We start from the raw sequence: 13,278 nt of genomic DNA, 5'->3' as shown, positions 1-13,278 counted from the left end.
TGATTTAACTCATCTCCCCTCAAGCCAAAATTATTTTAACTTAATTTTACTTAACGCAATTGCTAAATCTTGCTATTTAGATACGAATTCTTGCTATATTTCAATATAATTACAAATTTGTTGCATAATGCACAAAAATGCCACAAACATCTTAGGATATTTGTGGCATTGATTTTGCGCATGCTATGCTATTTTGAAATGAGGCTTATGCCATCACTGTCTATTGTAATTGTTGAACCCTCATGGATATCACCACCAAGTATGATTTTGGCAGCCATGGTTTCAACATTCTTTTGAATATATCTTCTAAGTGGACGGGCACCGTAAACTGGGTCATAGCCCTGGTCGATTACAAACTGCTTTGCTGCAGGAGTAAGCTCGATGTGGAGCTGTCTATCAGCAAGTCTGTCGTTTAATTCCTTCATAATCAAATCTACGATTCCACCTATGTTAGCCTTTGTAAGAGGCTTGAACATAATGATTTCATCTAGTCTGTTTAAGAACTCTGGGCGGAAGGAATTTCTTAGCTCAGTCATGACTAGCTCATTTGTCGCGTGAGTGATTTCGCCTGTGTTCTCATCAATACCTTCTAGCAAATACTGAGAACCCAAGTTACTTGTCATGATTATAATTGTGTTTTTGAAATCCACTGTACGTCCCTGAGAATCGGTGATTCGTCCATCATCAAGAACCTGAAGCAGTACGTTAAATACATCTGGATGAGCCTTTTCAACCTCATCAAAAAGTACTACCGAATATGGCTTACGTCTTACTGCCTCTGTAAGCTGACCGCCCTCGTCATATCCTACATATCCTGGAGGCGCTCCGATAAGTCTAGACACGCTAAACTTTTCCATGTACTCGGACATATCAAGACGAACCATTGCATTTTCATCATCGAAAAGTGCCTGCGCAAGTGTCTTAGCAAGCTCTGTCTTACCTACACCAGTTGGTCCTAAGAATAGGAATGAACCAATTGGCTTTGTAGGGTCCTTGATGCCTGCCTTTGAACGGATGATAGCTTCTGATACAAGCTTTACTGCATCATCCTGTCCCATTACACGCTTGTGTAATTCCTCGTCCAAATGAAGTGTCTTGCTGCGTTCGCTTTCGTTAAGCTTTGCAACAGGAATGCCTGTCCATCTTGAAATGATTCTTGCGATTTCATCCTCTGATACATTTTCATGAACAAGGTTTGCATCCCTTGCCTTCAGCTTTTCTTCTGCTGCTGCAAGCTTGCTTTGAAGCTCTGGAAGTCTACCGTATTGAAGCTTTGCTGCTTCCTCAAGGTCATACTTTTGCTGTGCAATCTTTATCTGACCCTGAACATCATCAAGCTCTTCCTTGACCTTTGCAACATCTTCAACTAGCTTCTTTTCATTATCCCAAGCAGCCTTTTTGGTGTTGTACTCATCTCTTAATTCAGACAGTTCTTTCTGAAGGTCTGCAAGTCTATCCTTTGAAAGCTTATCAGTTTCCTTCTTAAGAGCAGCCTCTTCAATCTCTAGCTGCATTACTCGTCTGTTCATCTCATCTAGCTCTGCTGGCATTGAATCAAGCTCTGTCTTAATCAGTGCACATGCTTCATCCACAAGGTCGATGGCCTTATCTGGAAGGAATCTGTCTGAGATGTATCTATTTGAAAGAGTGGCAGCTGATACTAAAGCGCCATCTGTAATCTTTACGCCATGGAATACTTCGTAGCGTTCCTTAAGTCCACGTAGAATAGAGATAGTATCTTCAACTGTTGGCTCGTCTACCATAACAGGCTGGAAACGTCTCTCTAATGCTGCATCTTTTTCGATGTATTCTCTATATTCATCAAGTGTTGTTGCACCGATACAGTGAAGCTCACCACGTGCAAGCATTGGCTTAAGCATATTGCCTGCATCAAGTCCACCGTTGCCATTCTTACCAGCGCCGATAATGGTGTGAAGCTCATCGATGAATAGGATGATTTCACCGTCAGAATTTTTAATTTCATCAAGGACTGCTTTTAATCTTTCCTCAAATTCACCCTGATATTTGGCACCTGCTATCATAGAACCAATCTCAAGTGAGAATACCTTTTTATTCTTAAGTGCATCTGGCACATCTCCTCGTACGATACGCTGTGCCAATCCCTCTACTACCGCTGTTTTACCAACACCTGGTTCACCAATAAGCACTGGGTTGTTCTTAGTCTTACGGCTAAGGATTCTGATTACATTTCTGATTTCCTCATCACGGCCAATAACTGGGTCAAGCTTGTTTTCTCTAGCTCTTTCAACCAGGTCGTAACCATATTTTTCAAGTGTGTCGTAGGTAGCCTCTGGATTATCCGTATTTACGGTTTGGTTACCTCTAACTGTTGCAAGCACTGCAAGGAATGCGTCTCTTGTAATGCCAAAGCTCTTGAAAATGTTCTTAACAGGAGTGCTAGGCTTTTTAATCATGGCAAGCATCAGATGTTCTACTGAAACGTAGCTATCTCGCATTGCCTTGGCCTCATCCTCAGCATAGGTAAGCACATAATTTAAATGCTGCCCTATTCTAAGATCACCTCCCTGAACCTTGACTCTAGCCTGCAGCGCTGCATCTACAGCATTTGTGAACTGAGCCACATCTATATTCATCTTGCTAATCAATGAAGGAATCAATCCGTTTTCCTGACGAAGCAGTGCCATCAACAAATGCTCCTGCTCTATCTCCTGATTGCCATAATCCATAGCTATCTTCTCACAGGAATTGATTGCTTCAATTGATTTCTGTGTAAATTTCTGGATGTTCATAAATCTCACCTCCACCCTTTTGTCTGTAATTATGTTTTAACACAAAAATTAGCACTCGACAAGTGTGAGTGCTAATAATTTATAATTATTTAATATTAATTAAGACCAAATTCCAATTTCTTCAGCTACACCATTTTTAATAATGATATTTAAACCAAGTCCTGAGCCCATGCACTGCTCAATGTAGTCGTTGAACTCTGTAGCGCTCATGTACTGTGGCTCGCCTTCGCCGCCACCTGCTAAGAACTTTGTGTTACCATCGATGGCGATGTTGTAAACCTTCTTCTCAAATTTATCAAGCTCTGTAATACCATCATCAGCGATTTTGCTAAAAGATGCATCTACAGCTACATGATCAGACTCTAGCATAAAGCTTGTTGCATATTCTTCAGCATATTCAGCTGGCTCATTGCTTAATGTTGTGTAGTACACGCCATCTTCTAAATCTGAAGTACCCTGAACTGCAGCATCAGCATTATCCTTGTGGAAGTCTTCGTATTCTGTACCATTTTCCAAATTAGCCCATGAGCTTGATTCTACCTTAAGAGTATATGATTCATCATCTGCCTTGCAAAATGAAAGTGTCATAGGGCTGCCGCTTGGGTCGATTGTGTAAAAAGCTACTCCATTTTCAAATGGCATTACCTGTCCTTCATCCATATTTGCAAGGCCGTAAATAGTTACGCTCATAGCGTAGCTGTCGCCATCTTTGTTGATAGTAACCTCGCCTGTTTCTTCGTTTACGTAATCGCCTATGTATTCATCTAAGTTGATTGCGCTTTCAGTGGCATCATCAGACTTTTCAACTGCCTGGTTTTCTGTTGCCTCTTGTGTTGTAGCTTCTGCATTATTTACAGCCTCTTCCTTGTTTCCGCAAGCTGTTGCAGTAAGCGCAAGTGCACATAAAACTACTAATAACTTTTTCATAAACATTTACCTCTTTACTATAATTATGTCCATAAGTTTTGCACTGCCTATTTTAGCACCAACAATATATTTTGCAACCAACTGGACAGTAGTAAATTTACACATTTAGTATAGGTTTTTGTTTTTCATCAGAAAAACAAGAACCGGACATAGACCAATATTTTCTGAAAGAAAATATTGCTTGGCGAAGCCAAGTTCTTGTGGGCTTTTTCCTTAAGTAGCCCACAAGAAGTCATGAATTTTCCCCTATTTTTTACAACGGCGATATGAGCACTATGCCAAGTACTTTTTTAATTCATCCAGGTTTTCAATTGCTATGCGTCTGCCCACGTCATACACTCTTTGAAGCTCATCAGGGTTCTTTTCAGTGGCTCCGATGTGAAGTGGAGCATCTGGGCGGATGACAAAGACATCACCTGTGGCTTCCTTTGATTTAATATATGACTTTTGGCTGTTGTACATGTCATGGCGGCCAGCCATTGTAGCTATCATCTTAGGATATTTGCTTAGCATAAGCTTAATCAATCCCATGTATTTCTGAGGCTTTTTCACATAGTCCGCAGGCTGAGTTTCTATTACAAGTATCTTGTCGCATCCCTGAGACTCCATAAACTTAAGCGGAATGGAATCTGACATACCACCATCAAGATATACTCCACCGTCAATCTCCACTGGGCGTGAAACCACAGGCATAGATGCTGATGCTCTAATCCAGCTGATATCAGCTCCTTCCGGAGTGGCATCGTAATTATCACATTTGTGATACACTGCCTGGCCCGTTTTAATATCTGTTGCTACACAATAGAAATCCATAGGATTGCTATAAAATGTATCCACGTCCCATATATCTAATTCATAAGGAAGTGTGCCGTAGCAAAATGGCACATTGTAGATATCACCAGTTTTTATCAGTGACTCCATGCTGGCATATCTTTTATCCTTGCAATATTTTTTGTTGTATCTAAGTGGTCTACCAATCTGCTTTGATTTATAATTCAAACCAAAAGTGGCGCCGGCAGATACTCCCACCGCACTATCAAATTCAATTCCATTTTCCATGAGAACATCAATTACACCGCAGGTAAACATGCCTCTCATGGCACCACCTTCCATAACTAGGCCTTTTTTCATAAGCATTTCCTTCTCTCTAACATTTTTTAACAGTATAGTACATATTTTAGCTTTCAGTAAACATGTAGTATCACTGTTTAAATTGTCATTTAGATGTATGTGCTAAAGAAGTAAGTGAATATTCTAAAAAAGCTTTTTCACTTAACAAAAAATTCTGCTGGAGTTAAGTGAAAATGAGAAAAACATATTTTCACTTAAAATCACACTTTCCTGTTAAGTTTTATAGTGAAAAAATTTTTTTCACTTAATTTTTTTGCTTCATTTGGTATTAATTATTATGGGAGTTAAGTGTGAAACGGATATGTTTTAAAATCACTTAACATAAACATAAGTGAAAAAATTGAATTCGATATGAAACTTAACTTTAGCTCAAAAAATTTATGTAAAGTTAAGTGGAATTATTTTTTTGTTTTTCTCACTTAACTCAATTTCCAAGTTTTAAGTGGAATTCTAAAAGAGTATAAATTCACTTAACAATTTTAAGACAAGACATGGGGTATGCAGGAAAGTAGTTTTTGTGTTTTTGTAGTAAATGGAAATCGTAAATAAAAAGTCCCATGGCGCTTGCCATGGGACCTGTGATTTTCAAGTTATCCTTCAATAGCTATATATTTTGTTTCTTCTTTTTCAGGGATTGCTTCCTTCTTAGGAACTGTAAGGGTAAGAACGCCATCCTTGAAGGCTGCGTGGATATCATCCTGTGTTACTCCATCTCCTACATAGAAGCTTCTAGAGCATGAACCTGTGTAGCGTTCACGTCTGATGAAGTTGCCATCATCATCCTGCTCATCATTGCTGCTGTTTGACTCAGCATGGATTGTAAGATATCCATCCTTAAGCTCTGCTTTGATATCTTCCTTAGCAAATCCTGGAAGGTTCATATCTAGCTGATATGCATTATCAGTTTCTTTTACATCTGTTGTCATCATTCGTGAAAAATCACGATCGAATCTGGAACCACCAAAACCTGTTACACGTGGTACTGAGAAGAAATCATCCATAAAATCATTTGATAAAATACTAGGCATTAACATAATACTTACCTCCTTTTATTGACGCTAGGCTCTCGGTCTAGTGGATTGTGAATTAGTTCCAAGTGAGGATTTCTTTTGTTCCCCTCTTGTTGATTATGTTATATACCTAAAATTAGCACTCGTCAAGTACGAGTGCTAATAATTTATAATTATTTTATATTTTGTTAATAAATTATCTGACTTTTTACCAACTCAGTGAATCATCAAACTCCTCAAGGCTGGCGTCTACAGGCTCTTCCTTAAGGATTGTGCGCATGTAGCGGTTGACTTCGGTACGCATGTCACGTCTAGTGCCATCTAAAGGAACCATAAGATTGTGGTTTACCCAAATCCAGTGGATGCCACGCTTTCTGGCTTCGGCTTCAAAGAGACCGTGGTAGCCGGACATGGCTTTGCAGCCAATGTGGACATACATGATTACCATGTCTACATTCATTTGCTCGCAGAGTCTGAACAGGTCTTCAACGCCTGTTTCGTAACCTCCGTTAGAGCGGTTTCTCATAATCATGTTTTCATATAGATGCCCAAGATCTAAAAGTGCCTGATGCTTATCGGTGGTGCTAACCATTTCTGTGGAAACGCAGCAAAGCATATCGTTGATAGGTAGGATTCCCCAGCAGTTCATCAGCCAGTTAGGGAAGGCTGTATAATATGCAGCCTGCACGCCCCAAAGGATGGCACGATGTCTGTATTCCTTGCAGGCCATTTCCTTATTCTGGTATGCCTTTGTGGCAAGGGCTGTAATCTTTTTATCTGTGTCTAAGAATAGCTGGCTTCGGCCACCTGCTGCCATGTAAACACCGTAACGATAGAAACCAAGTGTTGCACCAAGAAGCTGTGGATATGGTGTCTTGTTAATTTCAAGCCACTCTAGAAACTCCTTTGTTTCTTCGTTAAAGCGGGCCATGTTGCTGAACAGATAATCCCAGTCGAACTTTTCTCCTGTATGCTCTTCGATAAATTTGATAGCGTTTAATACTTCCTCGCCTGCATATTCCTGTACGCTCTCCTGACGATGACGGATAGGTGCTGCCAGCTGGAATGTAGGAATGCCCATGGAACGAGCCATAAGGCCGCCACCCATAAGACTACCGTCACAGGTTGTGTTGCACTGAACGGCGCAGGCACCAATCATTGGAAAATCATCCTCTAAGGCTGCGCCAAATTCTGCTGCAGGCATAGGACATACATCGGTAGGCACGCCGTATTCATGTGTCTTATCGATGTAATGCATTACACCGTTTTGGCACATGAAGGAGCTGGAATAGATGGCTGGCACCTCGTAGCTTACCCATTTAAGATTAGGGAAGCCACCCATTAGTGTGCTCATCATGTTTTCATCAAAGATAACCATCTTTTTGGAAAGCTCAACATCATTTCCAATTTCAGGGTCTGCCTTGAACATGTCAGTCAAAGATTCTGTCATATCGATGACAATCAGGCCAATTCCCTCGTGGGCAAGACGAAGGGCTGTGCCGCGTAAGCCTTCTGTATGTCTGTCCATGAAATCTGGGACTGCCAGATAATTGCTCATCCAGCGATATCTAAAGAAGCCTTTGAAATTGTTAGGCTTCATCATAAATTTGCCGAGTGTAAATAAATAATATAGCCATCTGGTGTAATCGTACCAGGTGTCCTTAAGGCCGCGCCATTCCCTGCGGCGACGTGGGCGTCTGCCTGAATATAGTACCTTACCAAGAGGCTCACTTCCTAATGCTTTTCCCATTAATTCGCCCCTCCTTCGTTTCGATTATTTATAAGCTGTTTATGCTCTACTCGCTCAACAAAAGCCTGTATTCTGGTACGCAGCTGGCCTGATGATCTGACAGAATATGGCCTGTCTACTGAAAGAACAGGATAGCCGTATTCCTCTTCCATAATATGGAAGGCTGCTGCACGCTCGTAGCCCCAGTAATCACAGAACTTAATCTGCTCATAGATAAGTCCGTCAGCCTTGTATTCCTTTGCAAGATAATCCACGTACTCCCTGCGCTCCATTATCTTTTCCTGATTGAAGAAGCGTGGACATTTGCCCCACTGCAAATAAGTACGGCAAATCTGTGTAAGCACATCCTCATCATCGTTAAGCTCAATCACCTGTCTGCCAGGAAGTGAGCCAAAGCAGTATCTATCTGCCACAACAAGGGCACCACATTCTTCTGCAAGACGGATAAACTCTGGATCATCTATCTCAGAGCCAACCATCACAACCCTGATGCGATATTTATTCTTCTCATCAGGCTCTCTTGTTTTAAGCTCCTCTAAGGTGTCCTGTAATTTATCAATAATCATATCCTTTGGACTACAGTAGCTGGCCAGACATAGCACCGCAAACTCGTATCCGGTGATAACAGGATTATCGCATTTACGATAATCTCCAATAGCAGTAAGAAGCTCACTTACTTTATTTTGCTGCTCTACAGCTGCACGAAGTGCCTCATCTGAGATATCTACTCCAAGCTTTTCATGAAGCGGTTCAAGCACATGAATGCGCATCTGCTTAACATAATGCTTAAGTGCTGTCTCATCAGATTTCATAGGAACATCTGAATATGTAACAAAGAAATCCGGGTTTGGATTAGTTTTAAGATGCTCGATATTTTCCACGCAGCGATTCATCTGTGCACAGGCATCTGGTGCGATAATGCAATCCAGGAAATTAAAGCCCCCCTCTAAAGCTCTTTCCAAAAATGCACGGCAAGCCTCACACAAAGTGGAGCTCATATAATATGTTCCCATTTCAATTGAACCGGTACGAGGTGCACGGAGTCTGACAGAAAAACAACCCGGCAAATTAAGTAAAGGCTCAGGAATTTGAAAACAAACATGGCCAATAGCATGTCTTCCCTCGTCCTTTGCTACTCTTGCAAGGTCGTTGTAGCTATCCTCAAGAAGTTTTTCGAAATAATATAAATGTTTTAGGTCCTTCATTTATACCCCCTATTAAGTTATTCTTGTCTATTTTATCAGCAAAACGCCAGCTAAACAACAAATTTCGAAAAAATTCACAGAGTACAATCACAAAATGTAGTAATATTATTGTGCGAATACCACTATATGTGCTATTATAGGTATAAGTGGAGGATTAAATAATGTATAGAACTGATTTTTTATTCAGCTCACATTTGAATTATCACATTAATGTGGCTAAAACTGACAGTGATGACACCAACATCCCTGACAGGGATATTATGTCCATTAACCTTAAAAAGTGTGATTTTAAGGAGTTTTCCAAGGCTCTTTTATTCGAAAAAAATAAAAATCCAGATTTTAACTTTGTAGATTCCAGCTTAGAGGCTGTTAAGCCATCTAACTTTGAACCTGATAAAGAATACAACTTCATCGACCTTACTGATTACGCAAAACATACTGCCATCACCATTGGCAATATGGCTCTATTCAGTGAGCTTCAAAAGATTGTCAGTGCTATGGAGGCTTTTGTAGCTGATTCCCCAGCAACTGACACTACCGCCACTCACGTCATCAAATCCTTTGATGACTACAATACATTCGACGTTAAAACTCAGCCTAGCACTAACGAAGAGTTAGGCAGCTGCGTTATTTCTGGTGGAACTGAAGGTGCCATCAAAATCGCTGCCACCTTCCACCCTAGCAGCACCACTGACAATCCAATAATATCAGTGCGCTTTTATTCAATAAATAACAGGGTTTATCTTACAAACCGTGATATAATTGCTATTGATAACATATACAAGGCCAATGCCTCTATTATGGAGACCTTCGCTTACATGAGCTACAAGGATTTCCTCAGCAATCATTTCAACTATTCATTTGATAAAATACTAATCAGTAATTCCATCGAAATAGATAGCTTGGATGATATGTACAACAAGCATTATGACCTTCGTATATACGATAGACTTAATGCCTAAACACTAAATCAAAATTTCAAAAAGAGGCAAACAATGCAATCACTAGACACAAAAATCAATTTAACAGACGAAGATAAGGACGTTGTACATCGTCATCAAAATACAGAATTTTTATTTTATCAACAGGTAGCAAAGGGGGATGTAGAGGCCATCAAAAACAACTGCCAAAATCATGAGTTTCTCAACCAAGCAGGTGTTGGAACCCTTTCTAAGGATCCTGTTCAAAATCTTAAATATCATTTTGTCGTTTCCGTAGCCATCATCTCTCGTCTTTGTGTTGATAACGGTATGGAGATGGAAAAATCCTATCGCCTTAGCGACCATTACATCCAAGAGCTTGATAATATTAATTCAATAACAGATATGGAAAAGATTCATGACAAGATGGTACTGGATTACACTGAAAAAATGCGTGTAATCCGCCAGAATGCAGGATTGTCCCGTCCTATGACAGAATGCATGAACTTTATCTATTCTCATCTTAAAGAAAGAATCACTGTAAAGGATTTGGCTGAATACACCAGCAACTCAGCCAGCTACATTTCCAGACTTTTCAAAGAAGAATTGGGCGTTTCCACTAGTGATTATATTAGAAGTGCCAAGCTTGAGGCATCTAAGAATCTGCTTAGATTTAGCGATTATAGTCTTGCAGACATTGCAAACTATTATTCATTTACTTCCCAGAGTCATTTCAGCCAGCTGTTTTTAAAAGAAACTGGTCTGACACCAAAAAAGTACCGTGAGAAATACTACGGTACACAATGGAAGGGGACCGCAAACGATATAATGTCTTATACCGATGGGTCCCAGAATGAAGAAAATTTATCCTAATAACACGAGAATCTTATTGTTATTTTCAAGCCTCTCAATAACATCTCGATTAATTATTAGCTGTGATTGATTAACAGGTAGCTCGTTACCATTTAACTGAGCTGCCTTTATTTTATATGAACCAAAATCCTTTCTTTCAGGATTTTCTATGATGATTTCAAATCTCTTATCTGCAAAATTAAGTTCAATTGCTGCAGTATTATTGTCATCAAACTGTTCCTTCAAAAGGGCTGGTGCGATTTCCAGATTTCCTCTGTTTCCTCTAACACCAAACACCTCTGTTATCAGTGTAAGTAGATACCATGAAGCTGCCCCTGTAAGATATGGGTATTTGCCTCTTCCGTCTGCTGCAAAATATTCAGGTATGCCAGGATAAATTCGGCTTACCTTGAAATTCATTGATGCATCAAAAAGTGATTTAAGGGATTTGTAGCCTGCTTTAGCGAAGCCTCTTTGATACAATGCGTTTGCATACATTACAGACATGTGAGAAAATACTGCTCCATTCTCCTTTTCACCGTATGCAAATCCAAACATTCTACCAAGATCAGATTTTACTTCACCAAAATCAGTGTTTAATCTGTAACCACCAATTTCACCTCTGTATAAATATCTATCAGCAGCCCTTACAATCTTTTGGATACGGGCATCGTCTGCCACATTACCCATGATTGCAAACACCTGACCTGTAAGCATCATTCTAGTTTTTTCATCTATTTCATCAAAGAATTCTACTTTTTCTTTACTGTTATCATAATAGCTGTTAAACCAGCCCTCGCCGTCCTTGCCGTCAATCCATTCATTTGCATTTAGCTGGGCAGCAAAGTCCTCAGCCATTTCATTTATAGTATCAACCAGGCTTGTGACAGTAATGATGCTCTGCTTTCCAGAGATGTTTCCATCCACAAGCTTCAGATAGTTTTCCAGAATTTCTTTCTTAGCTGGGATAGTCTTATCGCTTCGTATATACGAATTAACAAGTGTCACAAGTTCTTCAGCGATTGATATAGTATCTATTCCCTGTTCCTTAGCATAATCTGAAATAAGCTTTGCTAATTCCTTTAGGTTTCCAACATAGGCGTAAGAGAATGCACAAGATTCACCATTTGCCTCTGCCATATCAAGGGCATCGTTCCAATCAGCACCGCGAAGTCTAAGCACGCCATGCTCCCCTACCTCGTAGAATGCTGCTAAGTTTTGCACCAATAAATGCTCGATAATTGAACCTAAGTACACCTCTTTATCAGCTGTAAGCTGCTTGTTTTCTTTGTTTTCGTATTTTTTATCAACAATGGCTCCACGATGAACGATGGAATCCTTAAAGTATGGAACCTGTTCCTTTAAAATATCGTAATCACCTGACTGATTAATGTATAAAAGCAATGTCTTAAGTGGCCAATAGGCATGATCCATCCAAACTCTGGCAATACCATTTCTATCAGCAATAAAGTTGCCAAGGCCGTCGCCTATTATTGTGGCGTTACTTCCATCCATTCGCACACCACCAAAATTTGCCACTATCATCTGGCGCACATTTGCTGGCTCCATAAAAAGAAGTGAAAGGCAATCCTGCCACAAATCTCTCCAGCCTCTGCCACCTCTTCCATAATCGTGATATGGAAGGAAGGAGCAGCCATAAACTCTTCTAAGGAATGGCTGGAATGCAATCCAGCGCATATATTCATCAAAGGCTTTGTCGCCTGTTTTAAAGCTGACATTTACTTTATCAAGCCAGTATTTCTTTGTAGCCTCAAGCTCCTTTGAAACGGCCTCAGATGTATTGAATCTTTTTACAATACCATCTATTTCTGACTCGTCCTCTGTGACGCCAAGGATTATCGTATATGCGATACTTTCTCCAGCGCCAAGGGAAACCTCTGGGAATCTAAGGCCACCAACAGCCTCCATACCAGCTACAGAAAATCCTGCTGTCACACCGCTTTCCTGACGATAAACGCTTCTAGGCTTTGCAAAGCTTCCGCCTTCCCCAATATAGCTTTCCACAGTTGGGAAAAATCCCTCTGGCTTGTTTCCACAATCACTAACGCCTACTACGTAATAAGTCTTGTGATTCATTCTATGTCCCTTTTCATCAAAGGACATTGTAGGTGTAACCAGTACTCCATCCTCTACTGTTTTGATGCGGTGCAGCATAGATGTTACATTTCGGTGGTCCCTAAGATTATCTGCTGATCTGCCGTAGATAGGAACCGCTGCAATATTTGTGATTGTCTTTGGCTCGTCACCTTCGTTTTTGATTCGAACCGACATTATTTCCACATTTGCATCCACTGGGATGAAGGATGTGATTTCTGAGCTAATCTTGTATTCATTGCTGTAGCGGTTAACCTTGTGCCACATAAATCCAGCTGTTACAGAGCTTTCATCCTGGGCCAATGTAAACTTTTTACTTTCCTGATCTGCAGAATTTCCCACTGCCGACCAGACCTTACCATTATCCATATAAACCCAGAAATTTCTTCCGTTTTTGTTATTATGTAAGTTTTCCACGCTGACAGGTTCTAACAAAAATGTTTCCTGGTCCACCATTGCATCTCCAGCAAGATTTGGTGCAACAGATGCTTTTAGTCCCTTCTCTCCAGCAATTGGAAAATATAAATAACTTGTATCTTCGGCCTTTTGAACCCTGAAGCTTCCATTTTTATCAATAAACTCTATCAACTCAAGTAC

9 protein-coding genes are annotated in these 13,278 nt (G+C 40.2%); 2 read left to right on the top strand and 7 right to left on the bottom strand.

Translation table 11 applies throughout. The features are described from left to right. Positions 1–188: 188 nt before the first annotated feature. From clpB to G611_RS0101175, 6 genes are all read right to left on the bottom strand, one after another. Entirely contained in the window at positions 189–2,771 is a 2,583-nt protein-coding gene (clpB, locus tag G611_RS0101200; protein WP_028242048.1) for an ATP-dependent chaperone ClpB, read from the bottom strand. 99 nt (positions 2,772–2,870) lie between these two features. Next, positions 2,871–3,698, bottom strand: coding sequence for a hypothetical protein (locus tag G611_RS0101195; protein ID WP_028242047.1), 828 nt, complete (start codon positions 3,696–3,698; stop codon positions 2,871–2,873). A gap of 273 nt (positions 3,699–3,971) precedes the next feature. Continuing rightward, a complete protein-coding gene (locus G611_RS0101190; RefSeq protein WP_028242046.1) occupies positions 3,972–4,829 on the bottom strand; it encodes a patatin-like phospholipase family protein in 858 nt (285 codons plus the stop codon). Positions 4,830–5,419: 590 nt separating this feature from the next. Then, complete coding sequence (locus tag G611_RS0101185) at positions 5,420–5,863, bottom strand: Hsp20/alpha crystallin family protein (protein WP_028242045.1); 444 nt, start codon at positions 5,861–5,863, stop codon at positions 5,420–5,422. A 184-nt stretch (positions 5,864–6,047) separates the two neighbouring features. After that, positions 6,048–7,589, bottom strand: coding sequence for a 2-hydroxyacyl-CoA dehydratase family protein (locus G611_RS0101180; protein ID WP_028242044.1), 1,542 nt, complete (start codon positions 7,587–7,589; stop codon positions 6,048–6,050). Beyond that, the gene (locus G611_RS0101175; protein WP_028242043.1) at positions 7,589–8,794 is read right to left on the bottom strand and encodes a 2-hydroxyacyl-CoA dehydratase family protein; all 1,206 of its coding nucleotides are present in this window, start codon (positions 8,792–8,794) and stop codon (positions 7,589–7,591) included. Before G611_RS0101175 ends, G611_RS0101180 begins: the two co-directional genes overlap by 1 nt. 161 nt (positions 8,795–8,955) lie before the next feature. Between G611_RS0101175 and G611_RS0101170 the strand changes: the two genes are divergently transcribed. Both G611_RS0101170 and G611_RS0101165 read left to right on the top strand, forming a co-directional pair. After that, positions 8,956–9,756 carry a hypothetical protein gene (locus tag G611_RS0101170; RefSeq protein ID WP_028242042.1) on the top strand — a complete coding sequence of 267 codons (801 nt, stop codon included), beginning with the start codon at positions 8,956–8,958 and terminating at the stop codon, positions 9,754–9,756. A 33-nt stretch (positions 9,757–9,789) separates the two neighbouring features. Next, positions 9,790–10,587, top strand: a complete 798-nt coding sequence (locus G611_RS0101165; protein WP_036947665.1) for a helix-turn-helix domain-containing protein — start codon at positions 9,790–9,792, stop codon at positions 10,585–10,587. Here G611_RS0101165 and G611_RS0101160 read toward each other — a convergent pair. Then, positions 10,579–13,269 (bottom strand): GH36-type glycosyl hydrolase domain-containing protein, encoded by a 2,691-nt coding sequence (locus tag G611_RS0101160; protein ID WP_028242040.1) that lies wholly within the window; start codon positions 13,267–13,269, stop codon positions 10,579–10,581. The genes G611_RS0101165 and G611_RS0101160 overlap by 9 nt on opposite strands. Positions 13,270–13,278 lie beyond the last annotated feature (9 nt).

This window comes from Pseudobutyrivibrio ruminis AD2017 (assembly GCF_000424305.1).
GTDB lineage: Bacteria > Bacillota > Clostridia > Lachnospirales > Lachnospiraceae > Pseudobutyrivibrio > Pseudobutyrivibrio ruminis_B.
The sequence above is the reverse complement of the archived record's forward strand: the minus strand, read 5'-3'. Positions and strand labels throughout refer to the sequence as shown.

Excerpts from the sequence above, each read along its gene's own strand:
- G611_RS0101190 (WP_028242046.1), bottom strand. The coding sequence starts at position 4,829 with ATGAAAAAAGGCCTAGTTATGGAAGGTGGTGCCATGAGAGGCATGTTT.
- G611_RS0101180 (WP_028242044.1), bottom strand. The coding sequence starts at position 7,589 with ATGGGAAAAGCATTAGGAAGTGAGCCTCTTGGTAAGGTACTATATTCA.
- G611_RS0101175 (WP_028242043.1), bottom strand. The coding sequence starts at position 8,794 with ATGAAGGACCTAAAACATTTATATTATTTCGAAAAACTTCTTGAGGAT.
- G611_RS0101165 (WP_036947665.1), top strand. The coding sequence starts at position 9,790 with ATGCAATCACTAGACACAAAAATCAATTTAACAGACGAAGATAAGGAC.
- clpB (WP_028242048.1), bottom strand. The coding sequence starts at position 2,771 with ATGAACATCCAGAAATTTACACAGAAATCAATTGAAGCAATCAATTCC.
- G611_RS0101170 (WP_028242042.1), top strand. The coding sequence starts at position 8,956 with ATGTATAGAACTGATTTTTTATTCAGCTCACATTTGAATTATCACATT.
- G611_RS0101195 (WP_028242047.1), bottom strand. The coding sequence starts at position 3,698 with ATGAAAAAGTTATTAGTAGTTTTATGTGCACTTGCGCTTACTGCAACA.
- G611_RS0101185 (WP_028242045.1), bottom strand. The coding sequence starts at position 5,863 with ATGTTAATGCCTAGTATTTTATCAAATGATTTTATGGATGATTTCTTC.